This window comes from Bradyrhizobium sp. MI1.4 (assembly GCF_055811315.1).
In genome coordinates this window covers 18,562-44,601 of record NZ_JBVVPP010000022.1, presented here as the reverse complement: position 1 = coordinate 44,601, position 26,040 = coordinate 18,562, and the positions used below count along the sequence as shown (strand labels likewise).

27 protein-coding genes are annotated in these 26,040 nt (G+C 64.6%); 14 read left to right on the top strand and 13 right to left on the bottom strand.

From position 1 onward, the window contains the following. Window positions 1–85: 85 nt before the first annotated feature. Window positions 86–1,048: a hypothetical protein gene (locus tag AC0L23_RS23015; RefSeq protein WP_085359444.1), complete on the top strand. Its 963-nt coding sequence runs from the start codon at window positions 86–88 to the stop codon at window positions 1,046–1,048. Between the two features lie 27 nt (window positions 1,049–1,075). On the opposite strand, the gene AC0L23_RS23010 is transcribed toward AC0L23_RS23015, so the two are convergent. Beyond that, window positions 1,076–1,726, bottom strand: coding sequence for a tetratricopeptide repeat protein (locus tag AC0L23_RS23010; protein ID WP_085349151.1), 651 nt, complete (start codon window positions 1,724–1,726; stop codon window positions 1,076–1,078). Window positions 1,727–1,851: 125 nt separating this feature from the next. After that, window positions 1,852–2,166 (bottom strand): 30S ribosomal protein S21, encoded by a 315-nt coding sequence (gene rpsU / locus AC0L23_RS23005; protein ID WP_007614218.1) that lies wholly within the window; start codon window positions 2,164–2,166, stop codon window positions 1,852–1,854. A 260-nt stretch (window positions 2,167–2,426) separates the two neighbouring features. Between rpsU and aqpZ the strand changes: the two genes are divergently transcribed. Then, window positions 2,427–3,149: an aquaporin Z gene (gene aqpZ / locus AC0L23_RS23000; RefSeq protein WP_018453820.1), complete on the top strand. Its 723-nt coding sequence runs from the start codon at window positions 2,427–2,429 to the stop codon at window positions 3,147–3,149. 36 nt (window positions 3,150–3,185) lie between these two features. Here aqpZ and AC0L23_RS22995 read toward each other — a convergent pair whose 3' ends face one another. Then, window positions 3,186–4,292 carry a 5-(carboxyamino)imidazole ribonucleotide synthase gene (locus AC0L23_RS22995; protein WP_018453821.1) on the bottom strand — a complete coding sequence of 369 codons (1,107 nt, stop codon included), beginning with the start codon at window positions 4,290–4,292 and terminating at the stop codon, window positions 3,186–3,188. Beyond that, entirely contained in the window at window positions 4,289–4,777 is a 489-nt protein-coding gene (gene purE, locus AC0L23_RS22990; RefSeq protein ID WP_007614214.1) for a 5-(carboxyamino)imidazole ribonucleotide mutase, read from the bottom strand. Before purE ends, AC0L23_RS22995 begins: the two co-directional genes overlap by 4 nt. Window positions 4,778–4,918: 141 nt before the next feature. Here purE and AC0L23_RS22985 point away from each other — a divergent pair, with 141 nt between their 5' ends. Then, entirely contained in the window at window positions 4,919–5,680 is a 762-nt protein-coding gene (locus AC0L23_RS22985) for a GGDEF domain-containing protein (protein ID WP_085384897.1), read from the top strand. Here AC0L23_RS22985 and AC0L23_RS22980 read toward each other — a convergent pair whose 3' ends face one another. The 3 genes from AC0L23_RS22980 to AC0L23_RS22970 form a co-directional block, all read right to left on the bottom strand. Beyond that, a complete protein-coding gene (locus tag AC0L23_RS22980; protein WP_007614211.1) occupies window positions 5,681–5,932 on the bottom strand; it encodes a hypothetical protein in 252 nt (83 codons plus the stop codon). Between the two features lie 22 nt (window positions 5,933–5,954). Further along, a complete protein-coding gene (locus AC0L23_RS22975) occupies window positions 5,955–6,173 on the bottom strand; it encodes a hypothetical protein (RefSeq protein ID WP_007614210.1) in 219 nt (72 codons plus the stop codon). 119 nt (window positions 6,174–6,292) lie between these two features. Then, entirely contained in the window at window positions 6,293–6,499 is a 207-nt protein-coding gene (locus AC0L23_RS22970; RefSeq protein WP_007596255.1) for a YdcH family protein, read from the bottom strand. Between the two features lie 327 nt (window positions 6,500–6,826). On the opposite strand from AC0L23_RS22970, the gene AC0L23_RS22965 reads away from it, so the two are divergent. After that, the gene (locus AC0L23_RS22965; protein ID WP_007596254.1) at window positions 6,827–7,006 is read left to right on the top strand and encodes a YdcH family protein; all 180 of its coding nucleotides are present in this window, start codon (window positions 6,827–6,829) and stop codon (window positions 7,004–7,006) included. Between the two features lie 167 nt (window positions 7,007–7,173). Here AC0L23_RS22965 and AC0L23_RS22960 read toward each other — a convergent pair whose 3' ends face one another. Then, on the bottom strand, window positions 7,174–8,277 hold the full coding sequence (locus AC0L23_RS22960; RefSeq protein ID WP_018453826.1) for an NAD(P)/FAD-dependent oxidoreductase: 1,104 nt from the start codon (window positions 8,275–8,277) through the stop codon (window positions 7,174–7,176). Between the two features lie 202 nt (window positions 8,278–8,479). Between AC0L23_RS22960 and AC0L23_RS22955 the strand changes: the two genes are divergently transcribed. The 6 genes from AC0L23_RS22955 to AC0L23_RS22930 all read left to right on the top strand — a co-directional run bounded on the left by AC0L23_RS22955 (window position 8,480) and on the right by AC0L23_RS22930 (window position 16,270). Beyond that, window positions 8,480–11,167: a sensor domain-containing protein gene (locus AC0L23_RS22955; protein WP_018453827.1), complete on the top strand. Its 2,688-nt coding sequence runs from the start codon at window positions 8,480–8,482 to the stop codon at window positions 11,165–11,167. A 138-nt stretch (window positions 11,168–11,305) separates the two neighbouring features. Then, a complete protein-coding gene (locus AC0L23_RS22950; RefSeq protein WP_317246391.1) occupies window positions 11,306–12,763 on the top strand; it encodes a glycerol-3-phosphate dehydrogenase in 1,458 nt (485 codons plus the stop codon). Window positions 12,764–12,838: 75 nt separating this feature from the next. Continuing rightward, on the top strand, window positions 12,839–14,008 hold the full coding sequence (locus AC0L23_RS22945; protein WP_085359442.1) for an ABC transporter ATP-binding protein: 1,170 nt from the start codon (window positions 12,839–12,841) through the stop codon (window positions 14,006–14,008). Further along, the gene (locus AC0L23_RS22940; RefSeq protein WP_085359440.1) at window positions 14,005–14,919 is read left to right on the top strand and encodes an ABC transporter permease; all 915 of its coding nucleotides are present in this window, start codon (window positions 14,005–14,007) and stop codon (window positions 14,917–14,919) included. Before AC0L23_RS22945 ends, AC0L23_RS22940 begins: the two co-directional genes overlap by 4 nt. A 4-nt stretch (window positions 14,920–14,923) precedes the next feature. After that, window positions 14,924–15,736, top strand: a complete 813-nt coding sequence (locus AC0L23_RS22935; protein ID WP_085349158.1) for an ABC transporter permease — start codon at window positions 14,924–14,926, stop codon at window positions 15,734–15,736. A gap of 12 nt (window positions 15,737–15,748) precedes the next feature. After that, window positions 15,749–16,270, top strand: coding sequence for a DUF6622 family protein (locus AC0L23_RS22930; protein WP_085349159.1), 522 nt, complete (start codon window positions 15,749–15,751; stop codon window positions 16,268–16,270). On the opposite strand, the gene AC0L23_RS22925 is transcribed toward AC0L23_RS22930, so the two are convergent. The 4 genes from AC0L23_RS22925 to AC0L23_RS22910 form a co-directional block, all read right to left on the bottom strand. Next, entirely contained in the window at window positions 16,245–17,096 is an 852-nt protein-coding gene (locus AC0L23_RS22925; protein WP_018453833.1) for a carbohydrate ABC transporter permease, read from the bottom strand. The genes AC0L23_RS22930 and AC0L23_RS22925 overlap by 26 nt on opposite strands. Next, window positions 17,093–17,965, bottom strand: coding sequence for a carbohydrate ABC transporter permease (locus AC0L23_RS22920; RefSeq protein ID WP_018453834.1), 873 nt, complete (start codon window positions 17,963–17,965; stop codon window positions 17,093–17,095). The genes AC0L23_RS22925 and AC0L23_RS22920 overlap by 4 nt, the downstream gene beginning before the upstream one ends. A 76-nt stretch (window positions 17,966–18,041) precedes the next feature. Next, window positions 18,042–19,427 (bottom strand): ABC transporter substrate-binding protein, encoded by a 1,386-nt coding sequence (locus AC0L23_RS22915; protein ID WP_018453835.1) that lies wholly within the window; start codon window positions 19,425–19,427, stop codon window positions 18,042–18,044. Window positions 19,428–19,635: 208 nt separating this feature from the next. Continuing rightward, window positions 19,636–21,564, bottom strand: coding sequence for an AsmA family protein (locus AC0L23_RS22910; RefSeq protein ID WP_162496341.1), 1,929 nt, complete (start codon window positions 21,562–21,564; stop codon window positions 19,636–19,638). A 289-nt stretch (window positions 21,565–21,853) separates the two neighbouring features. Here AC0L23_RS22910 and AC0L23_RS22905 point away from each other — a divergent pair, with 289 nt between their 5' ends. From AC0L23_RS22905 to AC0L23_RS22895, 3 genes are read left to right on the top strand one after another with little or no spacing between them, the layout of a single operon-like run. Continuing rightward, a complete protein-coding gene (locus AC0L23_RS22905) occupies window positions 21,854–22,561 on the top strand; it encodes a CoA transferase subunit A (protein WP_085349162.1) in 708 nt (235 codons plus the stop codon). 15 nt (window positions 22,562–22,576) lie between these two features. Continuing rightward, window positions 22,577–23,227 (top strand): CoA transferase subunit B, encoded by a 651-nt coding sequence (locus AC0L23_RS22900; protein ID WP_007596236.1) that lies wholly within the window; start codon window positions 22,577–22,579, stop codon window positions 23,225–23,227. 22 nt (window positions 23,228–23,249) lie between these two features. Continuing rightward, window positions 23,250–23,885 (top strand): GNAT family N-acetyltransferase, encoded by a 636-nt coding sequence (locus AC0L23_RS22895; protein WP_085359438.1) that lies wholly within the window; start codon window positions 23,250–23,252, stop codon window positions 23,883–23,885. A 13-nt stretch (window positions 23,886–23,898) separates the two neighbouring features. Here AC0L23_RS22895 and AC0L23_RS22890 read toward each other — a convergent pair whose 3' ends face one another. Beyond that, complete coding sequence (locus tag AC0L23_RS22890) at window positions 23,899–25,197, bottom strand: AraC family transcriptional regulator (protein ID WP_473357441.1); 1,299 nt, start codon at window positions 25,195–25,197, stop codon at window positions 23,899–23,901. A gap of 202 nt (window positions 25,198–25,399) precedes the next feature. Here AC0L23_RS22890 and AC0L23_RS22885 point away from each other — a divergent pair, with 202 nt between their 5' ends. Then, complete coding sequence (locus tag AC0L23_RS22885; RefSeq protein ID WP_085359434.1) at window positions 25,400–26,020, top strand: response regulator transcription factor; 621 nt, start codon at window positions 25,400–25,402, stop codon at window positions 26,018–26,020. Window positions 26,021–26,040 lie beyond the last annotated feature (20 nt).

Here is a 26,040-nt window from a genome sequence, read left to right as displayed (position 1 = left end):
GTACCCCTTTGCCATTGATCCGTCGCAGTTGATCCCTCACTATGCCTCAAAGTTCCCGCATCAGATCGCGCGGGGAGTGGCCGGAATGCTGAAATACATCGCTAAAATCTCGATGGACATCTTCCCCTCGGTGCTCGCAACGATCATCGGGGCGTATATCGTTAATCATTACATCAACGCCAAGCCGGCGGCGGATGCGCCCGCGGCCGTGACGGCGCCCGCCGAGGCCGGCAAGAACGGCAAGCCCGCCGATGTGGCCAACCTCCCCGCGCCCGGCGTCAAGGCCAAGGGCATCTCCGAGAAGAACGTGACGGACAAGCCGGCGGCCGAGAAGGCTGCCGATCATCCGGGCGCGGAGTCGAAGACCTCGACGGCGGACGTGGCACCGGCCGAGGCCGCCCCGCGCGGCAAGCCGTCCGGTCGCGAGAAGGCAGTCGCCAAGTCCACGCCGGCCGTCAGTGCAGCCGCTCCCGCCACCCCGGTGGTGGAGGCCAATTCGGCGCCCGCTGCTGCCGCGCCGGCCGCAGCCCCCGACGCCAACGATCTCGTGCGCGCTGCTATCGAGCGCCTGCGCAAGTCGCCTGAGAGCAAAGCGGCTGAGGCCAAGGCTTCCGATACAAAGCCTTCCGACTCAAAGGCTTCCGACAACAAGTCTTCTGAGATCAAGGCGCCCGAGAAGACTCAGGAGCCTGCGGTGCGTGAAGCCGCCCGCACTCCAGAGGCCCCGCGTATCATTCCCGTGGATACGTCATCGGTGCGTCCGTTGCCGCCGCCGATCACGGTCTCGACACCCGCAGCCGAGGCCTATGGCAATGGCGGCTCGTTGCAGCCGAGCCCGCCCTACACGGCGTCGATCGGCAACGAGAACCCGAATCGGCTGACGCCGCCGGCTGATATTCCGGTCCCGATGATTGCGCCCCCGCTCGATCTGCGCGCCGATGCCGGCGCGTCGATGCCGCGGCCGAAGACCAATGTCGCCGACGACATGCTGTCGGGCGTTAAGTCCATGTTCCACTCCGTTCTGCCGAAGAGCGTCACCCCGGATTAAGACGGCGCCTGCGCTGCGCCAGACTTGTCAGCCGCCGACGCGGGCGAGGCCGCTGCGGGCGGCGTCGTCGCGTGGGCGAAGCGAGACCGCCTTGGTGTAGGACGCCGCCGCCTTGGTCCTGTCGCCCAGCCGTTCATAGGCTTGCCCGCGTATGGTCCAGACTTGGGCATTGTGGGGATCGGCCTCGGAAGCCTCATCCAGATCGGCCGCGGCCTCCTTGACCTTGCCGAGGGCGAGATAACTGGTGGCGCGGCCGAGCAGCGGCTCGACCTTCTGCGGGTTAAGGCCGCTCGCGGCACTGAAATCGGCGATGGCGAAGTCGTGCTGGTTCTTGCCCTGGTAGATCAGGGCGCGGCCATAGAGCGCCTGCGCATTGTAGGGATCGAGTCCGACCGCGTGATTGAATTCATCGAGCGCGGCCGCCGTCTCGCCGGACTTTGCCAGAGCCTGGGCCTTTGCCGTATGGGCCTGGGCTTCGCTGACATTGCCGGCGCTGACCACGTTCTCAGCGGTCGTGGCCGCCTTGGGTGCCTCCTGCGGCTTCTCCTTCTCCGGCGTCAGCGACCCCAGGTCGAAGGAGCAGCCGCATAGCGAAATCCCCATCAAGGCCAGCGCAAACGGCTGCTGCAAGATCTGCCGTAGCCGCGCCAAGCCGCGCTTGGGGAGAGGGGAGGCCATCTACGGTTCGCTCGCGCTAGTGCCGCATCGGTAGTGCCCCATCCCAGCAAGGCACCGCTCACAAAACAATAACGCGGGCCAGGGGCCCGCGTCATCGAAAAGTGAAATCTCTCAAGTCGGGTAAATCAGCGCGGTCCGCGCGGACCAGCACTTGCACCTGCGCCTGCACCCGGGCCGCCGCGACCGCCACGATCACCGCCGGGGCCAGCACCGAACACCGGCTTCGGCTTCATCGGCAGCAGGCCTTCGCGCTGCAGCTTCTTGCGGGCCAGCTTGCGTGCGCGACGCACGGCTTCGGCCTTTTCACGGGCCTTCTTCTCGGAGGGCTTTTCGTAGTGACCGCGGAGCTTCATCTCGCGGAAAATACCCTCGCGCTGCATCTTCTTCTTCAGCGCCTTGAGGGCTTGATCGACATTGTTATCGCGAACGAGAACCTGCACGCGGCATCCTCTTCAGTGGATCGGATTTGAATTCTGGTAAATCAAAGGGGATGGCGAAACGCACAAGCCCTTAACCTTGAGGGCGCGGATGTATCAGACAAAACTTGGGATGTCCACCGGCCAAGCGGGTCTTCGGGCCAAGTTCAGCCATTAAATGAGGCAAAATACCTCCGTGCGGCCCTGATTTGGGAGATTTGACGCCAAGGGTGGGGCCGTTTCCGGAGCTTTGTTCCGGAATCTTTGAAAGCAGGGGACGACACATGGATATGAAGAAATACGCGGCCGAAGCTATCGGTACCTTTTGGCTCACATTCGCAGGTTGCGGAAGTGCGGTGATCGCAGCCGGCTTTCCGCAGGTTGGCATCGGTCTGGTCGGTGTCTCCCTCGCGTTCGGACTGAGCGTGGTCACCATGGCCTATGCGATCGGCCACATCTCAGGCTGTCATCTCAATCCGGCCGTCACTGTCGGTCTTGCCGCCGGCGGACGTTTTCCGGCCGGACAGATCCTGCCTTATGTGATTGCGCAGGTCGCCGGCGCGATCGTGGCCGCGTGGCTGCTCTACGTCATCGCAAGCGGAGCTCCCGGCTTCGACGTCAGCAAGGGGTTCGCGTCCAACGGGTACGATGCCCATTCTCCCGGCCAGTACAGCATGATCGTGTGCTTCCTCACCGAGGTGGTCATGACCATGATGTTCCTGTTCATCATCATGGGCGCGACTCACGGCCGCGCGCCCGCCGGCTTTGCGCCGCTGGCGATCGGGCTCGCGCTGGTGATGATCCATCTCGTCAGCATCCCCGTCACCAACACCTCCGTGAACCCGGCGCGTAGCACGGGGCCCGCGCTGTTCGTCGGCGGCTGGGCGCTGTCGCAGCTCTGGTTGTTCTGGGTTGCGCCACTGATCGGCGGCGCGCTGGGCGGGGTGATCTATCGTTGGCTCAGCGAAGAGCCCACTGGCGTCGTCGCGGGCGCGAAGACGGCATAACTGCAAAGCGGGATCGCGGCATGCGCCGCGGTCCCGTTATTTGCCGGTCGTGGGTCGCACTTCGGTGACATGTCCCATCTTGCGGCCCGGACGCGGCGCGCCCTTGCCGTAGATGTGCACCGTTGCGCCCGCGACGCTCAACCACTTGTCATATTCGTTGATCTCGTCGCCGATCAGATTGGTCATGGTGACGACTTCGCCGTGGCGCACGGGCTTGCCGAGGGGCCAGCCGGCAATGGCGCGGATGTGCTGCTCGAACTGCGAGACGGACGCACCGTCGAGCGTCCAATGTCCGGAATTGTGCACGCGCGGAGCGATCTCGTTGACCAGCACCTTGGGTCCGGTGCCGTTGGCGAGCACGAACATCTCGACGGCAAGCACGCCAACATAATCGAGCGCGCCCGCGATCTTGCCGGCGATACTGCGCGCTTCCTCGGCGAGCACGTCCGGGATCCGGGCGGGCGCACGGGAGATCTTCAGGATGTGGTCGCGGTGCTCGTTTTCGGTGACGTCGAAACACTCGACCTGGCCTGTGGCCGAGCGGGCGGCGATCACGGAAATCTCACGCTCGTACGGCACGAAGGCTTCCAGGATGGCCGATTTGGTGGCGAGACTGGTCCACACTTTCGCGACGTCGTCGCCCTCGCGGATGATGGCCTGGCCCTTGCCGTCATAGCCGAAGCGACGGGTCTTCAGCACCGCCGGAAGGCCGATCCTGGCGATCGCCTCGCGCAATGACGGGACCGAGGTGACGTCGGCGTAGGCTGCGGTGCCGATGCCCAGCCGCGTCACGAAATCCTTCTCGGCGAGCCGGTCCTGGGTGGTCTCGAGGATCTTGCGGTTGGGCAGCACCGGGCGGCGCGCATCCAGCACCATCGCGGCCGCGGACGGCACGTTCTCAAATTCGTAGGTGATGACGTCGACGTCGTTGGCGAACAGCTCGAGTGCTTCGACATCGGCATATTCGGCGCAGGTCGCATTCAGGACGACGTCGAAGGCCGGTGAGTCCGGATCGGGCGAGAACACCTGGCAGCGCAGGCCAAGCCGGGCCGCCGCCATGGCCAGCATCCGCCCCAATTGTCCGCCGCCGAGGATGCCAATGGTGTCGCCGGGCTTCAGCTTCACCTGCTTTGCGTCAGTCACGCCTTGTCCTCCGGGCGCTCGGCCACGGCCTCGGTCTGCGCCTTGCGCCAGGCGGCGAGGCGATCGGACAAGGCCGGGTCGGACAAGGCCAGCACGGCCGCCGCCAGCAACGCCGCATTGATGGCGCCCGCCTTGCCGATGGCGAGGGTGCCGACCGGGATGCCTGCGGGCATCTGGACGATCGAATAGAGCGAATCGATGCCCTTGAGCGTCCTGGATTCGATGGGGACGCCGAACACGGGCAATTCCGTCAGAGCCGCCGCCATGCCGGGCAGGTGGGCTGCGCCACCCGCGCCGGCGATGATGACCTTGTAACCAGCCGTCTTGGCGCCTTTGGCGAACGTAAACAGCCGGTCGGGGGTGCGGTGGGCCGAAACGATGCGGGTGTCGGCGGCAACGCCGAGCCCTGCGAGCGTGTCGGCGGCATGCCGCATCGTGTCCCAGTCCGACTGGCTTCCCATGATGATGGCGATCGGCGCTGTCATGACGTGAATTGTTCTCGAAAAACAGAAAGATAGGCCAGACTAAAGGTTCCGGCCGGTGGCTCGCAAGGCGGTGGCAAGGAGAAGGGAATGAACTATCCTGTCTTGGTGAATCCCCGCAAGCCTTCATTGAGCAGGATGCCCATGAAGAAACCAAAAAGGGCAAGCGCTGCGAAGGCCAAAAAGGGCCCGAAGGCCAGTGCCGGCCGCTCCAAAGTTGCTCTCAAGCGTCCGGCCAAGCGTCGGATCAAGGGTCCGGCGCGGCGTCCGACCAGGCCGTCGCAGCGGGCAGCGTCTGCCGATGACGGGGCCAAAGCGGCCATCGAGCCGGCCATCAACGCGACCATCCGCGAGCTCCGGAGCAAGCTCAGGGGGGCGCTGCGGCGGGTCGCGGAGCTCGAGGCGGCTGCCGACACCGATTTCCTGCTCGAAATTCCGAACCGGCGCGGCTTCGAACGCGAGCTCGCCCGCGCCGTCGCCTACATGAAGCGCTACCGCGCCAGCGGGGCGCTGATCGTGCTCGACGTCGATCGGTTGAAGCCGATCAACGATTCCTTCGGCCATGCGGCCGGCGACGAGGTCCTGAAGGCGATTGCCACCACGCTGACGCGGCAGATCCGCGCTTCGGACGTGGTCGGCCGGCTCGGCGGCGACGAGTTCGCGCTGCTGCTCTGGAATCTCAGCGAGACCGACGCCAAGGCGAAGGCCGCGGCTTTCGAGCAGGCCATCGACGAATTGTCCTTTGTCTTTCGCGGCCAGCACGTGAGCGCGGGCGCTTCCGCCGGCGTCGCCCTGCTCGGAGTGCAATCCGACGCCACGCGCGCCCTGGAGGAGGCCGATGCCGCGATGTATGTGCGCAAGGCGCACCGGCGGCACGAGCCGCACATCAGGCTCGTCAGCAGCTAGTTAAAGCGTGCCGAGGTCTTTCGGTACGTCGCCGAAGCTGCGGAGCAGTTTTGCGTCCCCGAATTCGCCGGTCATGGGATCGCCGCTGCGGCTGAACGCGACCGCGCCGGTGTGGCCGGCGCCGTGCGACATAATCTCGGCGCGCCGTAGCGCGGCCGCCGCGCTCTGGCATTCCTCGGCCGCACCCGCGACCGGCGATCCGTCCTCGTCGGTCAGGAAAGGTAATGCAACGTAATAGGTGACATCGGACATGGTCGGCTCCGATAGCTGACAGTCAGGCGGCGCTGCTCTTGCTCCGCATCTTGCTGCGCGAGGTCTCCGGAATGCAGCCTGCGGAAACCGCCGCCTGCAATTCTTCCAGCTCGGCCTCCAGATATTCATTGGCCATGATCAGCGCCTTGATGGTGCTGCGCAGATTGCCGTCGCACATCGCGATCGCCTGATCGCAGGCTTGTTCATAATGGCTGTTGTCGAGAAGGGCGGTTGCCGACATCTGCATTTTCCTTAGACGGTTTCCCCGGGGGTGTTGGGTGCTCAAATGTTCTTATTTTGTTCCTTTCGAGTCAAGCGGATTTACGTGCGGCGGGGCCGCCGTAAAGTTCTACCCGTGGATCAGGCGATGATGTCGGGCGTGATCTGGTCTTCGATGAACGCGATACGGTCACGCAACAACAGCTTGCGTTTCTTCAACCGCTGTAACCGCAACAGGTCGGGGGCGGGCGATTGATGCAGTGCATCGATCGCCACATCGAGATCTCGGTGTTCCTGGTGCAACCGGGCGAGCTCGGATTCGAGTTCGCGCGCATCTTCATTGGTCATGTCTGCGGTGGCCGAAAAACCGATAGGCGTGAGATTAAGGCTGTGGATGCCCTGTGGAAACTATCGTCCTTGCGCGCCGTGATCGCAAGCGATCTCGGGCTGTCGCGAGCCGATCTCCCGCGAGATATTTCTGCGGTCGCTCCGGCGTTGCGCAAGCGCATTGATATCACGGATTTTTCCCGCGTGGTTCCCTTACTCACGCTTCGTTACATATGAATTTCTAAAAATGACAGCGCGACGACTGATATCCATCGACAGAACAAATCGGTGATGTACACTTCCTCGTCCGGTCGAATCCAAGGTTCACCCCTACCGAGGAGGTTTCGAATGACAATTCAGGCACATCTGGTTGAATTGGAACGGAAGCACAAAACTCTCGAAAACGAATTGCACGAAGCTCTCGTGCACCTTTCAACAGACGACCTGCAAATTGTTGAGTTGAAGCGCCGGAAGTTGATGGTCAAGGACCAGATCGAGCGTCTCAGGCACGGCGACACGCTCCACTAGTAACCCCGTAACAGCGTAGAGTTGATCGCACCCTTTCAGGCAGGGATGGGAGCCTTTGCGCTCATCCCTGCCGCAAGGCGCGCAGCGTGCAAGGATTTGCGCGGCTCCAGCGTCTTGTCTGGACGCAGTTCTTTACGCGCAACCGGAATCCAATTCGCTTTAAACCACTAGATGTTTGCGAGCTCGGCGACGTGATCCGCGATCGCGAGCGATGACGTCAATCCGGGCGACTCGATGCCGAACAGATTGATCAGGCCTTCGACGCCGTGATCGCGCGGGCCCTGCATCAAGAAATCCTGCGTGGCCACCGCCGGCGGCACGATCTTCGGGCGGATGCCCGAATAGCTCGGCATGAGAGCACCGTCAGGCAACGTCGGCCAGTATTTGCGGATCGCCGGGTAGAAGCGCTCGGCGCGTGACGGGTCGACCTCATAGTCGATCGTCTCGATCCACTCGACGTCAGGGCCGAAACGGGCCTGCCCGGCCATGTCCAGCGTCAGATGCACCCCTAGGCCACCGGGCTCGGGCACCGGATAGATCAGGCGCGAGAACGGCGCCCTAGCATTGCAGCTGAAGTAGTTTCCCTTGGCGAGGTAGGCCGTCGGGATCCGTTCCAGCGGCATGCCCTCGATGTTGCGCGCCACGGTGGTCGCCGAGAGCCCGGCGGCGTTGACGAGGAGGCTGCATTGCAGCGTCATCGGCGCTTCGCCGCCCGCCTCGATCTCGATGACGCCGGCGGTCGCCTTGGCACGGATCAGCGGGGTGTGAAACGCGAAGGCCGCGCCCGCGTCCTCGGCTTCGCCGCGCAGCGAGAGCATGTAGGCGTGGCTGTCGATGATGCCGGTCGACGGCGACAGCAGCGCGGCGTCACAGGCGAGCGCCGGCTCCAGCGCACGTGCCGCATCACCCGTGAGCAACTGCATGTCGAGCACGCCGTTGGCCTCGGCATGCGCCTTGATCGATTGCAGCTTCTCGGTCTCTTTCGGATTGGTCGCGACGATCAGCTTGCCGCAATTCCTGTGCGGGATGCCGCGCTCGGAACAGTAACGATAGAGCGCGTGCTTGCCGTCGACGCACATGCGCGCCATCCAGCTTCCGGCGCGGTAGTAGATGCCGGCATGGATCACCTCGCTGTTGCGCGAGGAGGTGATGGTGCCGATGGCCTCGGCTTGCTCGAGCACGATCACCTCGCGCCCGGCTTGCGCCAGCTTTCGAGCCACCGCGAGCCCGATCACGCCGGCTCCGATGACGACGCAGTCCACCCTATCCATGGTCGTGCAGGACGTCCGCTCGAAGCGACGATGGCCCCACGCCTGGGGAGGGCGGCGCGGGGGCTTTTTCCGTTAAGGAAGCATTTATCATGTCAGGGCAATTGCCGTATTTGATGCCACATTGTTCCGTTGCGCGTACAGGCGTTTACCCGATCCAAACTCGCGAGGCCAGACAATCCGACGTTGAAATCGCGGGTGGCTGATGGCTGAGAAGAACTGGCACGCGGGCAGCGCGCTTCCGATTGCGGTGCAGGCCGTCGTGTGCCTGGCCGCAGCGGTCGCGCCTGCGCGCGCCTTTGCCCTCTCAGACAGCTTCACCCCTCCGAGCTATCTCGGCGAGCTTGATCCCAACGTGATCTGGGAAGCCCTGATCGCGGGAATTGTGATCTGTTCGTTCTTCGCCGCGATCGCGCTGTGGATCCATTCCTCGCTGCGCCGGACCAGGCGTCTGCAGCTGCGGCGCAATGCCTTCGTCTCCTCCGCCATGAACAATCTCAACCAGGGCGTGGTGATGACGGATGCGCAGCGGCGCGTCATCTTCTGCAACGACCGCTATATCGAGATTTACGGCCTGGCGCGGTCGGATCTCTGGGCCAACATGAACGGCTACGAACTCCTTGAGCTGCGACGCAAGCGCGGGGTGCTCGGCGCCGCCTCCAACGACGAGTTCTACGAGAAGGCGGCAAGCACCAACGGCTTGATCACCGAACTGCCGGACGGGCGGGCCATCCTGGTGAAATATTTCGTGCTGCCCAACGGCGGCTCGGTGACGACGCATCTGGACGTCAGCGAGCAGCGCAGGCTGTCGCGGCAGCTCGCCTCCACCAAGCAGTTCCTGGAAACGGTGCTGGACAACGTGCCGGCCTGCGTGGCCGCAAAGAACATCGAGGATGGTCGCTACATCTTCGCCAACAGCGCCTATGAGCGGTTCTGGGGCTTCTCGCGCGACCATGTCGTCGGCAAGAACGCGCGCGAGCTGTTTGCGCCGATCTCGGCGGACAGCATCGAGGCGACCGACCGCACGGCACTCGATTCGCCGGACGGCCAGTTTCGCAACGAATTCGAGGTCGACCGCGCCGGTGAGCGACGCATGGTTGCCTCGATCCGGATCGTTGTCCGCAACGAGAGCAACAAACCCGAATTCCTGATGCTCGTGTTCGAGGACATCACCGATCGCCGCTCGCTGTCGAAGGAGCTGGAGAGCACGAAGAAGTTCCTCGAGCTCGTGGTCGACAACATCCCGGTGGCCCTGATCGTCGAGCAGGTCAAGGACGGCCGCTACCTGCTCGCCAACCGCAGCGCCGAGACGATCCTCAACCGCAGGCGCGAGGAAGCCACGGGCCTGACCGCGTCCGACATCTTCAATCCCAAGGAAGCCAAGCTGATCATCGCGCGCGACGAAGCCGCGATCAAGAAGCGTGGGATGATCACCGAAGAGCACCCGATCTCCACCAAGGACGGGCTGCGGCTGTTCCTCACCCGCCGCGCCACCGTGCTGAGCGACACCGGCGAGCCGCAATATCTGATCAAGACCCACGAGGACGTCACCGATCGCCGGCAGACCGAGTCGCGCATGGCGCACATGGCCTATCACGACGGCCTCACCGATTTGCCGAACCGTGCCGCTTTCCTGCAGGCGTTGACCCAGATGATCGAGGCCTGCGAGGGCACCGGCGAGGAGTTCGCGGTTCTGTGCGTCGATCTCGACGGTCTCAAGGAGGTCAACGACGTCTTCGGTCATGCGCACGGCGACAAGCTCCTGGTCGAGGTGGCCCAGCGGCTCCAGGACTCCGCGCGCGGCGGCGTGGTGGCGCGCCTGTCCGGCGACGAGTTCGGCCTGATCATCGACGGTAAGCAGCCGGATGCAGGTCTCGCGCTGGCGCAGCAGATCGGTGATGCCGTCGCTAAGGAATTCCAGATCGACGGCCGCCCGGTCCGCGCCGGCGTCACCACCGGCATGTCGATCTTCCCGCACAACGGCGCCGACGCCGCCTCGTTGCTCGCCAATGCCGGCGCGGCGCTGTTCCGCGCCAAGCAGAAGTCGCGCGGCACGATCAGCCTGTTCCAGCCGGAGATGGACCAGCAGATCCGCGATCGCCGCGTGCTGCACCAGGATCTCTCGATGGCGATCAAGAACGGCGAGCTCTCGCTCGCCTTCCAGCCGCAGGGAGCAGCGGGCCACAGCGTCGCCGAGAGCGAGATCATCGGCTTCGAGGCGCTGGCGCGCTGGCAGCATCCGGTGCGCGGCCAGGTCTCCCCGGCCGAATTCATCCCGATCGCGGAGGAAAGCGGCCTGATCGTCGAGATGGGCGAGTGGATCCTGCGCGAAGCCTGCCGCGAGGCCGCGTCCTGGCCGAAGCCGCTTCAGATCGCGGTCAACCTGTCGCCGGCGCAGTTCATGCACGGCGACGTGGTCGGACTCGTGCATTCCATCCTGCTCGAGACGGGTCTCGCACCCGGTCGGCTCGAACTCGAGATCACCGAGGGCGTGCTGATCGAGGACTTCGATCGCGGTCTGGCGCTGCTGCGCCGGCTCAAGGCGCTCGGCGTGCGCATCTCCATGGACGATTTCGGCAGCGGTTATTCCTCGCTGAGCTATCTCCAGGCATTCCCGTTCGACAAGATCAAGATCGACCGCGCCTTCATCATCAATCTCGGCCGCAACCCGCAATCGGCGGCGATCGTGCGCGCGGTGATCGATCTCGGCCATGGCCTGGAAATGTCGATCGTCGCCGAGGGCGTCGAGACGCTGGAACAACTCGCCTTCCTCGCCGCGGAAGGCTGTGACGGCGTGCAGGGCTATCTGCTCGGCAAGCCACTGCCGATCGGGAAATATGCCGGCCTCGTCGGTCGTGCCGAAGTCATGGAGCTTGCGCTCAAGACCGGCTAGAGCGTTTTTCGAGCGCAGCGGATGCGGGTTCGCGTCAAGAAAACGCGCCAAATCAGAATCTAGAGCCCCGTTCCGATTTTCATCGGAAGGGAAATGGCTCTAGAGATGGCGAGCGTTTCGCTCCCATTCGACGGCTTCATGGCGGATTACGATTTTGCGATCATCGGCGGCGGCCTGAACGGCGTCAGCCTCGCCCGCGATGCCGCCGGCCGCGGCCTGCGGGTCATCCTGTTGGAGCAGGGCGATCTGGGCGGCGCGGCGTCGTCGGCAACGCCGCGGCTGATCCATGGCGATCTCTCGGTTCTGGAACGGCGCGGCTTCCGCCGGGTGCGCCGGGCGCTCGCCGAGCGCCGGATCTGGCTCCGGATCGCGCCGCATCTGGTTCGGCCGATGCGCTTCGTGATCCCGGCGCATTCCGACGAGCGCCCACCATGGCTGCTGCGCGTCGGCCTGCTCCTCTACGACAGCCTCACCAGCCGGTGCGGCCTGCCTGCAACGGCGACCCTCGACATCACGCATCATTCGGTCGGCAACGCGCTGAAACGACCATTCGGCACGGCCTTCGAATATTCGGATTGCGTTGTCGACGATTCCCGACTGGTGGTGCTCACGGCACTGGATGCGGCCGAGCGCGGCGCCGTGATTCGGACTGGAGCGCGCTGTGTGCGCGCCGATCGAACCGACACATGGCGGCTCGCGGTGGTCGACCGCGGCCATCGTCGCACGATCACGGCCCGGGCGCTGGCCAACGCCACCGGCGGCTGGACGTCGATAGTCGCCGAGACCGTGCTGCGGCAGCCGCAACCCGCCATGGCGGCGATGCAGATGAGCCAGATCATCGTCCCGCGGTTGTTCGATTCCGATAACGTCTACGTCTTCCAGAACAGCGATGGCCGGCTGATCTTCGCGAGTCCCCTCGCGCGCGATTTCACCCTGATCGGAACAGTCACGCACGATTTCACCGGCGATCCTGCGATCGTCGCGATGCGGGGGGCCGACGTCAGCTATCTCTGCGAAGCGGCCAGTCGCTATTTCCGCGAGCGCGTTGCCCCGACCGACGTGGTGCGCGCGGTCTCCGGCGTCAACCTGACGCTGGCGTCCGCGCGCGGGCGTGATGGCACGACGCTGTTCGACGCGCGACGGCGCAAGGCGCCGCTGATCACGATGTTTGGCGGTGACGTCACCACCTCGCGCCTGCGGGCGGAGCGCGCGGTGACGAAGTTGACGCCGTTCTATCCGATGTCGCCGCCCTGGACCGCAGGCGCGGCGCTGCCGGGCGGAGATTTTGCCTGGGATCGTTTCGACACCGAGGTCGATCTTGCGCGTGACCGCTGGCGCTTTCTCTCGGAGGCGCAGGCCCAACGCCTCGTCGCGGCCTATGGCTCGCGGCTATCGGCTGTGCTTGCCGAGGCGAAGACCCGGGACGATCTCGGCCCCGCCTTCGGTCCCGAACTGACCGGGGCCGAGGTGCGCTATCTCATGACCCACGAATGGGCGCGTTTTCCCGAGGACATCCTGTGGCGCCGCTCCAAGCTCGGCCTGACGATGTCAGCGGGGGAATGCGATGCGCTGGCTGCGTTCATGGCGAATGCGTGAACGAACGGCCTCTAACCGGTTGAGTGAGGGACGATCGGCCGCTAGCGTGCGGCTTGATTGGGGTTGGCAGGAACCATGACTGACGAGTTGCCCAGAACAGACGCGGCTGCGGCTGCGGTCGGAGAGACGCAGTTCGCTGCCGGCGAGCCGTTGCTGCGCATCGAGGGCGTTGCCAAGACGTTCGGGACGTTCCGGGCCGTCGATGGCGTCTCGCTCGACATCAAGGCCGGCGAGTTCTTTGCGCTGCTCGGGCCCAGCGGCTGCGGCAAGACCACGCTTCTGCGCATGCTCGCCGGTTTCGAAGCGCCGGATCAAGGGCGCATTCTGCTCGGCGGCAAGGACATCGCGCAGGCGCTGCCGCATGAGCGGCCGATCAACATGATGTTCCAGAACTACGCGCTGTTTCCGCACCTGTCGGTGCGCGACAACATCGCCTTCGGCCTGAAGCGCGCCGGTATGGCGCGCGCTGACATCGCCACGCGTGTGGCGGAGATGGTTGCGCTGGTGAAGCTCGACGGACTCGAGAAGCGCAAGCCCGACCAGCTCTCCGGGGGACAGCGCCAGCGCGTGGCGTTGGCGCGTGCACTGGCGCGACGCCCGCAGCTCCTTCTGCTCGATGAGCCGCTCGCAGCGCTGGACAAGAAGCTGCGCGAAAGCACCCAAGGCGAACTGATGGAGCTTCAGCGCCGGCTCGGCATGACCTTCATCATCGTCACCCACGACCAGGAAGAGGCGATGACGATGGCGAGCCGGATCGGCGTGATGAGAGACGGCAAGCTCGCGCAGGTCGCGAGTCCCCGCGAACTCTACGAGGCGCCACGCTCGCGCTGGATCGCGGAGTTTGTCGGCGACATCAACCTGTTCGACGCCGAGTCCAAATTGCGCGACGGTCATCGTCTGGTCATAGGCACGCGCGATGCGGGACCGTTGGTGGTGGCGGAGCCGCGCGAGCCGTTCGGCGAGGTCAGATTATCGGTTGCGATCCGCCCCGAAAAGGTCAGGCTGTCGCGCCGTGGTCCGGCGAGGGAGGCCGGTCATGAAACGGCGATCAACCAGCTGGACGGCGTGATCGCCGACATCTGCTATCTCGGCGGCACCACCACTTACAAGGTGAAGCTCGAGGCCGGAGGGATGGTGCAGGCTTCGGTCGCCAACAGTGCGCGCCTTGATGTCGACGCCTACAGCCTGAACCAGCCTGTCGTCGCCTGGTTCACGCCCGACGACTGCGTGGTGCTGCCGTCATGAGCGGGCGCCGCATTTTTGCGCGACCGGCTCGCTTTGCCGCGATCGCGCCCTATGTCTGGATGGTGCTGTTCTTCCTGGTGCCGTTCGGCTTCGTGCTGAAGATCAGCCTGTCGCAGACGGCGATCGCGCAGCCGCCTTACGAGCCGGTGTTCGACCTGATGGCGGGATGGGGGGCGCTGAAGGCCGCCTTTGCCGCGCTGTCGATCGACAATTTCAGGCTGCTCGTCTCTGACGATATCTACGTGTTCGCCTATGTGCGTAGCCTCACCGTCGCCGTCACCGCGACCGCGCTGTTGCTCCTGATCGGCTATCCCATCGCCTACGGCATGGCGCGGCTGCCGGCGCGCTGGCAGGCCGTGGCGATGGTGCTGGTGATCGTGCCGTTCTGGACCTCGTTCCTGATCCGGATCTATGCCTGGATCAACATCCTCCAGCACGACGGCCTGCTCAACCAGATCCTGCTGGGGCTGCATCTGGTTAGTCAGCCCGTGGTGTGGCTCTCCACCGACAGCGCGATGTATATCGGCATCGTCTATTCCTACCTGCCGTTCATGATCCTGCCGCTCTACGCCACGCTGGCCAAAATGGAGCCGGTGCTGGAGGAGGCGGCCTCCGATCTCGGCGCGCCGCGCTGGCAGGTGTTCTGGCTCGTCACCTTCCCGCTGTCGCTGCCCGGCGTCGGCGCCGGCGTGCTGCTGTGCTTCATCCCCATCGTCGGCGAGTTCGTCATTCCGGATCTCCTGGCCGGCTCCAATGCGCTGATGATCGGCCAGACCTTGTGGCTCGAATTCTTCACCAACAAGGACTGGCCGGTCGCCTCCGCCGCGGCCATCGTGTTGTTGGTGGTGCTGCTGGTCCCGCTGCTGCTGTACGAACGGCTGCAGAAGCGGCAGCTGGAACAGGGGCGGTGAGGCGATGCGCAAGGTCTCCCGCCTGTCCCGCTTCAACGTCGCCTCGCTCGCGCTGGGTCTTGCCTTCCTCTATCTGCCGATCCTGATCCTCGTGATCTATTCCTTCAATGCCTCGCGGCTGGTGACGGTGTGGGGTGGCTGGTCGCTGCGCTGGTATCACGAGTTCTTCAATGACCGCGCCATGATCGAGGCGGCCTGGATGAGCCTGCGCGTCGCGGTTTCGTCGGCGACTATTGCGACCCTGATCGGCACGCTCGCCGCCGTGGCGCTGTCGCGCGGCGAGCGGTTTCGCGGCCGCACCCTGTTCTCCGGCATGCTCTATGCGCCGCTGGTGATGCCGGAGGTGATCACCGGATTGTCGCTGCTGCTGCTGTTCGTGGCGCTAAACGCGGAGCGCGGCTTCTGGACGGTGACGATCGCCCATACCACGCTGACGATGTGCTTCGTCGCCGTCGTCGTGCAGTCCCGCCTCGGCTCGCTCGACCGCTCCTTGGAAGAGGCCGCGATGGATCTCGGCTGCGACCCCCTGCGCGCGTTCGTGGCCGTAACGCTGCCGCTGATCGCGCCTGCGATCGTCGCGGGCTGGATGCTCGCCTTCACGCTGTCGCTGGACGATCTCGTGATCGCGAGCTTCACCACCGGCCCCGGCTCGGCGACGCTGCCGATCCGGATCTATTCGGAGGTGCGGCTCGGAGTGAAGCCCGAGATCAACGCGATCTGCACGCTGGTGATCGCCTTGATTGCTGTTGTCATCGTCATCGCCTCGCTCGCCTCGAAACTGTCGAGTTCGCAGGGCGAGAGCGCGGCGCCGCTATAACGGGAGGCGATGATGACGTTTGCCTATCAGGTCCTGGTGCATACGCCGCTCTGGGTCTGGACCTTGCTCGCCTATCTGGTCTGGCAGGGCATCAAGGCGATGCAGCCGCGCAAGACGCCGGTCTGGCGTGCGCTGATCGTTCCGATCGTATTCATCGTCTGGGGCATTTCGCGGATTGGCTTCGGACATCAGGATAGCGCGTGGCCGCTGGTTGCCTGGGGCGGGGCCGCATTGGTGTTGTTGCCGATCGGCGTATTAACGTCGCGTCCGTTCGACGTCGATCACAAGACAGGCGAGATCATCCGCGCGGGTGGCGCCTTTGCGCTGATCCGCAACCTCGTCATATTCTCTCTGCAGTATGCGGTCGGCGTGATCTCGACGGTCGATGCGAGCGACCGTGCACTCGCACTCGTCGTCGGCCGCGCGATTTCGGGCGCGACCGCGGGCTATTTCATCGGCTCGACGATCGCGCTGCTGGTTGCCTACCAAAGAAAGCGCGCCGTGGATCTCAGGACTTCACCGCACCGGCCGTGAGCCCGCCCACCATGTAGCGCTTGAAGGCGTAATAGACCGCGGCCGGCGGCAGCGCGTAGATGAAGCCGGTGGTCATCAACAGCTCCCACGGCGAGTCGTCGGCGGCGAGGAAGTTGCCGAGCGCGACCGGCAGCGTGATATCGGTGTCCTTGGACAAGAGCAGGAACGCGTAGAGATATTCGTTCCAGGCCAGCAGCACGGCATAGGTGCCGATCGCGACCAGCGAGGGCATCATCAGCGGCACATAGACCAGGCGGAACAGCTGCAGCGTGGTCGCGCCGTCCATCACGGCGGCCTCGTCGAGCTCGACCGGCAGCTTGTCGGACGCCTGCTTCAGCACCCAGATCGCGTAAGGCGAAGCGATCGTCACCATCGCCAGGATCAGCGACCAGTGATTGTTGAGCAGGCCGTAGTTGCCCATGGTGCGGTACATCGGCACGGCGAGGAACGCCGCCGGGATGAAGTAGGTGAACAGCGCGAGATTCATCACCCAGCGGCCGCCCGGCGCCTTAAGCCGCGAGATCGAGAATGCGGCGGCGGTCGCGACGAACAAGGTCAGCGCGCCTGCGGCCAGCGCGATCACCGTCGAGTTCCAGAACTGGATCCAGAAGTCTCGCAGGAAATAGTGCTCCTGGTAGAACACGATGTGAAAGTTGTGCAGCGTCGGATGATCCGGCCACAGCTTGCCCGAGAACGCGTCCTCCTTGGGCGAGATCGCGAACAGGAACATGTGGTAGATCGGAATCATGGTCCAGATGAAGACCGGGATGCCGATCAGCAGGAGCTTGGCTTCGGTGCCAACTTCGCGGAGGGTGGGAAGCTTCATCGCGACAACCGTTTCATCATGAAGTATATCAGCGGCAGCACGAGCGGTATCGCGCAGACGATAGAGGCCATCGCAAGCGAGAGCTGGTCGAGCCGGAGATAGCGGATGCCGAGTGTCGACAGCACGTGCGTGAGGTCGGCCGGCCCGCCGCCAGTGAGCAGATAGACGCTGTTGAAGTCGCCGAGCGTCCAGATCATCGAGAGCAGCGTGCAGGTGACGTAGAGCATCTGCATCGACGGCCAGGTGATGAAGCGGAATTTCTGCCACGGACTGGCGCCGTCGACCTCGGACGCCTCGTACAGATCCTGCGGGATCGCGAGCCGCCCGGTCAGCAGGATCAGCGTCCAGAACGGCAGCGACTTCCAGATATGCACGGCGATCGCCATGGTCAGCGCGACCGTCGGATCGTTCAGCCAGTTCGGCCCGTCATCGCCGGTGAGAGAGAAGATGAAATGGTTGACCATGCCCCATTCGGGATTGAGCATGAAGCGGACCGACAGGATGGTCGGGATCGACGGCACCGCCCAGGGCAGGATGAAGATCACCGACAGCCATTTGATCCAGGGGCGCTGCTGGGCGAAGAAGCCGGACAGGAACAGCGCGATCAGCATCTTCACGTTGATGCCGATGACCAGGAAGATCAGCGTGTTGACCGCGGCGCGCGCGAAGATCGGGTCGTTGTACAGCGCGACATAGTTCGCCGGACTGCGCGCCAGCCACAGGCCGTAGCCGACGGGATAGACGACGAAGGCCAGGAAGACGAGTAGATAGGGCACAAGCAGCAAGATGCCCCAGACCTGCTGCGTGGTCAGGCGCGCCGACAGGGGAGGGGCCGGAATTGTGTCTGAGCCGGAAAGTGTGATCGCCATATCGCATACCCACCGAAAGCAACCGGTCGCGGAGAGCCGCGACCGGTATTAGCATATACCTTATTGCAGTCCGAGATCAGCCCGCGACCGCCTTGATGCGGGCGATCAGCTCGTCGACCGCCTTGTCCACCGGCACCTTCTCGCTGACCACGCGGTTCATCGCCTTGGCCCAGACGTTCTCGTTGTTCAGGATGGTGAACTTCCAGTTCTTGGTGAAGTCGAACGCGGCGGTGCCGCCCTTGAACTGCGAGTAGACCGCCTTGCGATGCCGGTCAGCCTGCCAGAACGGGCTCTCTTGGCTTTCCTTCGTCACCGGGAACCAGCGGCCGAGCGCACCCTCGATATAGGGCCGGACGTTCTCCTCCTGGAGCAGGAAGGCGATGAACTGCTTGGCCTCGGCCTTGTTCTTGGCCACGGAGAAGACCAGCCCGGTCTTGACGTCCGAGCGGTAGCGGATCGTCGAACCGTCCGGAGCCTTCGGGAAGGACGCGGTGATGATATCCTCGCCATAGGCCTTCTTGCCGGCTTCGCGCTGCTCGGGCGTGAGCGTCTGGTTCTGGGAGTCCTCGAACCATTTCGCCGCGATCGAGATCGTGAAGTTGTGGGTCATCACGATGGTCTTGTTGTGGAACGCGACGTTGTTGTCGGGATCCTTCCAGGTCGTCGAGGACGGCGGGGTGCAGCCCTTGATGTAGGTGTCGGTGTAGTCCTTCATCGCCTTGATCAGGTTCTCGCGGACCTTGGGATCGTCGACCGTGAGCTTGCCGTCGTCGTCGACCAGCTTGACGTGATAGGCATCCATGAAGGTGTAGAACGACTGGAAAGCGTCGGTGGATTCCACGCCCATCGGCTGGCCGACGCCGTAGACGCGCTGGCCGGTCGCCTTGCGGATCCCCGGTTGCACCTTGTCGCACCAGAATGTCCAGTAGCCTTCCCAGTCGGTCGGGATGTCGGCGAGCTTGAAGCCGGCCTTCTCAAGCATGTCGTTCCAGATCTCGACATGCATGCTCTGCTGCTTCAGCGGGAAGCCGTAATAGGCCTTCTTCTTGGTGACGTCGTTATAGAGGATCGACGCATCCAGCGTGTTCTGCACGAACCGATCCTTGATCGGCTCCATGATGTCTGAGAGGTCCTCGAGCCTGCCTTCGTAGGCCCACTTGCCCTGGACCTGCACGTCGTAGGTGTCGGAATAGGCAACATCGGGCACGGTGCCTGAATCGAGTGCGGCGACCGTCTTCGGAATCATGTCCTGGATCGCGTACTGCGACAATTCGACCTTGATGCCGGTCTTGGCTTCGAACTTCTTGATCGTCTCGAGCAGCGCGTCGTCTTCGGAGCGGTAGAAGCCCTTGCCCCACCAGACCGTAATCGTCTTCTGCTGCGCAAATGCGGGTGCAGCGGCTGCAAACAGCCCGGCCGCAGCGACCGCCAGTGATACTGCGCCAATAACCTTGGATTTCACGTTTTTCTCCCTCAAACGGCCGGTGTTTTTAACCGGTCGTATAAAACACTAGCGCATGGCCGCTATCCGATCTAGCGGCTTCTTGTCAGACATAGGTCGTGGGGTGTCGGGCGAGAGGAGATGCTTAATGTGCGCATCGATCCAATCGCCGCATCAATTCGCCCTGATCAATTCGCGCCGATCTGCTGGCGCCGCTTGATCGCCGTCCTTAATTGGACTTCGCGCCTTCCTTGGCGTTCTCCGCCGTCGGCGCTTCGGCCGGTGCGGGACGTTTTCCGGTGCCGGTGATGCGCTCGATCGCGGAGCGCACCGCGTCGCCCGGCTTGCGGTCTTTCAGCATGTCGAGCAGGGGCGCAGAGGCCGGCGAACGGCGGATCAGGCTTTCCGGATCGGGGAAGACGAGGGGGTCGTCCCAGGGGCCCTGCACCACGAAGGGCAATTCGAACCCCGACGCGCTGTTGAGGCTGGCCACGCCCTTCATGTCGTATTCGCGCGTCGGCACCGAGGCGGTACCGGTCATGGTGATCTTCGCCGCCGGTCCTTCGACGCGGATGTCCTCGGCGGTGGCGACGCCGTCGGAGAACTTCACCGCGATGGTGAGATTGTCGTAAGGGGTAGAGCCGTTGCGGAAATTGCCGCCGCCGGACAGCGGCCGCCGCTCGAGCCGCTTCAGGAGCTGCTCGGCATTGAAGCCCGCGATCGCGCCGTCATGCCCGGTCACTGTGGCGCTGCCGTCGAGCGACTGCACGAGGCCGAACGGGCTCGAGCCGGACGCGAGGAGCGAGACGTTGATGTTGCCGCGCCCGGACAGCTTGTTGATGCCAAACAGCTCGGAGGCGCAGGCCTGAAGGTCGACGTCGGTGAACTGGAATTGCGCCTTGATGTCGGCGACGGTGTCGGAGCGCGCGATGCCGAACGAGCCCTTGGCGATACCGCCATAGACCTGGGCCTCGCCGACCGAGAGCGCCAGCGTGCCGTTGCGGAGATTCGCGCCGATCGCGGTGCGGCCGAGTTTCGACGTCCCGACCGTCAGCTTGGCGGCCGACAGGCGCATGTCGAGGTCGGTGGTCGACAAGGCGTTGAGATCGAACAGCTGCCTGTTCCAGTCGCGCGCGCCGCTCGCGAGCAGGCGGAAAGTCGAGATATAGGGGGTGAAGTCGAGCGCGTCGGCTGCGAGCGTCGCCTGCAGCGTCTGCCGGCCGTTATTGGCGTAGGTCATCACGCCCTCGGCGGTGTTGCCGTCGAGCTCGACATTGACATTGGTGAGCGCGATGGACGCGCCGACGACATTGGCCCGCGCCTTCAGCGCGAAGCGGCCGAAGCCGCCGCTGGCGGGCTGCGGTTGGCCGGTCCAGCGTAGCGCGTTGCGCAGGGACGGGCTGTCGATGGTGAGCGTGCCCTCCATCATCGGGCTGGTGCGGTTGGCGACGCTGCCGTCGAAGGCGAGCTTGAGCGGCGCGCTCGCGATCCGCGCCTTCAACCCCGAGCGCTCGCCGGAGAGCGCGGCGACGAAATCGGAAAAGCTGATCGAGCCGTCGACCCGTTCGCCGCGCCAGTCGAACTGTCCGGTCGCGGCGAAGGAGCGCGAGATCGAGGGCCAAGCCAGCGACAGGTCGATGTCCTCGAGCTTCTCGGTGCCGTGCGTGGCAGCGTCCTCGTAATTGAGCACGCCGTCCTGGATCCGGATCTCAGAGAACGACACTTGATTCTCGGCGCCGGGCTTCATGGTGCGCGCGATGGTCTGGATGAACGGTGTCCAGTTGCTTTCACCGTCCGGCTTCAGGCTGACATGGATGCGCGGCCGCAGCAGCGTCAGGTCCGCGATCTCGAACCGTTGCAGCAGCAGCGGCAGCAGCCGCAGGTTCGCGGTGAGAACGTCGACATGGAGCGCGGGATCGCTGGTGCCGCCGCCCTTCAGCCCGACGTCATGGAAGGAGATGTAGCTTGCCGGCAGCACCGAAATGTCGATCGCGCCTGCGACGTTGACCTCGAGTCCGGTGACGTCGCGGATCTGCGTTTCCACGGCCTTGCGCAGTGCGTCGCGGTTGATGAGCCATGAGGTCGCGATCAGGGCGATCAGCGCCACGCCGAGCAGCGCCGCGATCGGCGTCCCGAGGCGCTTCATTCCTTGGGCCATGGTCAATGGCATGTCCTGATCGAGTTGGTCGCTGGAGCCAGAAGGCGGGCTGGGAAACCTGCGCGCCCCACGCCCAAGACCTATTGTGTTAAGTGCCGCAACTTGATGGGTTTTCTTGTCGCTTTCAAGGCCGCGGGAACGGTTGCGCCCACGGCTTGGGCAGCTTCTATCACCCAGGGGCGGAGCGGAGAACCCCGTATCATTGACGGCTTCGGACGATTTCGCCTAATAATCGCCGCCACTAAGGCGCGACGCCTGCAAGCCGAAGGTTCACTCGAAGGTAATTTGCATGAACAAGGTCTATCCCGACGCCAAGTCGGCTCTCGAGGGCGTTCTGAAAGACGGCATGATGATCATGTCGGGCGGCTTCGGCCTCTGCGGCATCGCCGAGACGCTGTCGGACGCGATCCGCGACTCCGGCGTCAAGGACCTGACGGTGGTCTCAAACAATGCCGGCGTCGACGGCATTGGCCTCAGCCGCCTGCTCGAAACCCGCCAGATCAAGAAGATGATCTCGTCCTATGTCGGGGAGAACAAGCTGTTCGCCCAGCAATTCCTCGCCGGCGAGCTGGAACTCGAATTCAATCCGCAGGGCACGCTGGCCGAGCGCATCCGCGCGGGCGGCGCCGGCATTCCGGCCTTCTACACCAAGACCGGCGTCGGCACGCTGATCGCCGAAGGCAAGGAAGTGAAAGAATTCGACGGACAGAAATACCTGATGGAGCGCGGCCTGTTCGCCGACCTCGCCATCGTCCACGCCTGGAAGGGCGACACCGCAGGTAACCTCATCTATCGCAAGACCGCGCGCAACTTTAACCCGATGATGGCGACCGCCGCCAAGGTCACTGTGGCCGAGGTCGAGCATCTGGTTCCGGCCGGCGAACTCAATCCCGACCACATCCACACGCCCGGTCTTTTCGTCAAGCGCATCGTCGAGGTCGGAACGGCCAAGAAGCGCATCGAATTCCGCAACACCCGCCCGCGCACGGCAGCTTGAGATCAGGAGACTAAGATGGCCTGGACCCGTGAACAGATGGCTGCGCGCGCCGCGAAGGAACTGCGTGACGGCTATTACGTCAATCTCGGCATCGGCATCCCGACGCTGGTCTCGAACTACATCCCGGACGGCATGGACGTCAGCCTTCAGAGCGAGAACGGCATGCTCGGCATGGGCCCGTTCCCGTATGAGGGCGAAGAGGACGCCGATCTCATCAACGCCGGCAAGCAGACCGTGAGCGAACTGCCGTCGACTTCGTATTTCTCGAGCGCGGATTCCTTCGGCATGATCCGTGGCGGCCACATGGATCTGTCGATCCTCGGCGCCATGCAGGTGGCCCAGAACGGCGATCTCGCCAACTGGATGATCCCCGGCAAGATGGTCAAGGGCATGGGCGGCGCGATGGATCTCGTCGCCGGCGTCAAGCGCGTGGTCGTGGTGATGGAGCATTCGGCCAAGGACGGTCCAAAGCTCCTGAAGCAGTGCAATTTGCCGCTGACCGGCGAGCGCGTGGTCGACATGGTCGTGACTGACCTGGCCGTCTTCACCATCGACAAGCACGGCAGCGGCGGCATGGCGCTGATCGAGCTCGCCGACGGCGTCTCGCTCGACGAGGTCAAGGCCAAGACCGAGGCCGAATTTCGCGTCGCACTGAAGAACACGTAAGGTTTTCGCGAAGGGGGCGCGCATGACGATACGGTCTGCGCGTCCCGAAGACGCCGATTTCATCGCACAAACCATCCTGTCATCGCAGCGCGGCTACCGGCCGCGTGGCTGGTTCGACGTTGCGCTCGGTTGGCCTGAAACACAGTGCCGTGATTTCATCGCGCACGTCGCAGCCGCTCGCGCGGTGTCGATGTGGCACGTCTCGCAATTTCTGGTCGCCGAGATCGATGGTAAGCCTGCTGCCGCCTTGTGTGCGCTACCGGCGGCCGGCACGGGACCAGCGGCTTGGCGTGCGGTCGAGGAAGTCGCAGCCACGTCCGGACTCGCCGCGGCAGAGCTGGAGGCCATTCGTCAACGTGGCGGCTACACGCGCGCCTGCTGGGTTCAGGGCGGCGAGGGCGATTGGATGATCGAGCATGTCGCGACCGATCCCGCCTATCGCGGCCGCGGCCTGGTGCAGTCGCTGATCATCCACGCACTGGAAAAGGGGCGGGCGGCTGGCTTTGCCCGAGCGACAATATCGTTCCTGATCGGCAACGAGCCCGCCGAGCGCGCCTACGTCAAGGCCGGCTTCCTCTTTGCGGAGGAGAAGCGCGATCCTGAGTTCGAGGCGATCATCGGTGCGCCGGGCTTTCGCATGTTCGCGCGGGCGATGTGATCGGTCTTGAAAATCAAGCCGCGGTTGCCGCCAATGGCCGGACGCCTTTGCGCCATGCGGTGATGGTGCAGCCGAAGCGGCCGCGGAACCAGCGGGCCATGGCGCTCTGTGCGGAGAAGCCGAGCTGCACGGCGATGTCCGCCAGCGGTCGGCCAGGGTCGTCGATGAGCTGGACCGCGAGATCGGCGCGCTGCGCGTCGTGAATGGCCGAGAAGCTGGTGCCGGCTTCGGCGAGGTGGCGGTGGATAGTGCGCCGGGTGCAGGCGAGGTGCTCGGCCACGCGCTCGACCGTGCAGTCGCCGCCGGCGAGCAGGAGACGCACGACCTCGTCGACCTTCTCCTCCCAGCTTGCCGGCCGCGTCTCGATCGCCTCGATCCGCTTGCGCAGATAGCTCGCGATCAGCGGATGCGCGCTCGGGATCCGGCGCTCCATGTCGTGCGCCGACAACAGGATCGAATCGTCCTCTGCGTTGAAGATCACACGGCAGCCGTAGAACTCGCGGTAGCGCTTGCGGTCGTGCGGCGGCGGGTAATGCAGGTGCACTTCCTGCGGCCGCCAATCGCTGCCGAACAGCGACTGGATGATGCGGTGGACGCTGCCGAGCGCCATGTCGATCGACTGGCGCGGGGGGGGGGGGGGGGGGGGCCGGGGCCCGCCGGGGGGGGGGGGGCGGGGGGGGGGGGGGGGGGGGGGGGGGCGGGGACGGGCGGGGGGGGGGGGGGGGGGGGGGGGGCGGGGCGCCGGGGGGGGGGGGGGGGGTGGCGGGTTGTGTCGGAGGGCGGGGGGCGGGGGTGGGGGGCAGGGGGGCCCGAATTGCGGTTCCACTTCCGGGGCCCGCAATCCGCTCCCTACCCCCGACTGATGTAGGGGGGGCCGGGGGCCTCGCGCATGTTCTACCCCCGGGCGGGGCGCGGCCGGCTGCCGGCCGCGCAGGTGCAGCGTGACGCTGACGGTCTGCTTGTCGCGGGTGACGTCCAGCTTCATGCCGTCGTGATGGATCGGGATGAAGCGCGAGAAGGCTTCGATGGCTTCACCAACGGTCGCCTGTTCGCGCACGATCAGGCCGACCGCGCCGAAATTGGTCAGCCCGCCGCGTTCAGCAAGCCGCAACCCGAAATCTTCGGCTCCGGACGCCTCGGCCGACAATTCGAGCAGACGTCGCAGGCTTGTGACGGCAATGGGTGTATCGGGCTTGTCGAGGCAGGCCAGCGGCAGCCTGACCTTGCGCATCATGTGTTTGGGGTCGAGCCCGACCGACCGGGCGACCTCCAGGTAATAGCTCAAGCCCGCGCTACGAATGAGGTCGGTCATGCGCCCCGTTCCTGCCGGTCGTCCCGCCGATGTCCCGAAATGTAAAGTTTCTGTCCCGATCGGTCAAATCCGGGAACAGGGTGGAACATACATAAGTGAAACCGAAGCACGGGCGTGAGTGCTGTGCAAATGACGGCGCGGCGCGACGAGGCCCCGCTGCCGTCTCGGACCATTTTGACCAAGACATTGCTGGATCGGAATTATGCCGGGAAACATGCTTTCCAAGGGTGAGGTATTCGTCATCGACACCGATGCCGCCTCCCGCGAACAACTTTCCACCGCGCTCCAACAGAGCGCATACAACGTGATCTGCTTCGCCGACGGCGCGTCTCTGCTCACGGAGGCTAAGGCGCGGATGCCGGCCTGCGTGCTGCTGGAGATGCCGCCTGATCGCTCCGGTCTCGACGTGCTCAAGCGCCTGCGCGAGGAAAACTGCATGGCGCCGGTGCTGGTGACCGCGACAAACGGCAGCATCGCCATGGCGGTCGACGCCATCAGGAGCGGTGCGGCCGACTTCATCGAGAAGCCGTTCCGCACCCGCGACATCGTCGACCGGATCGATGCCGCCATCGACGAGTTCGCGCAGCCGGGCTCCAACCGGCAGCGGTGGTTGCCCGGCTGCGAACCCCTGTCCGCGCGCGAAGGCGACGTGCTCGAGCATCTCGCCGCGGGCCTGACCAACAAGGAGATCGCCCGGCGCATGCATCTGAGCGCGCGCACGGTCGAGGGCTATCGCGCCGGCATTCTGAGGAAGGCCGGTGCGAAGAACGTGACGGACCTGCTTCGCCGCATCTTCGCGCAGGGTTCTACCCCTCAGGATTAAGCGCTCCGTCGCGGGCCTTG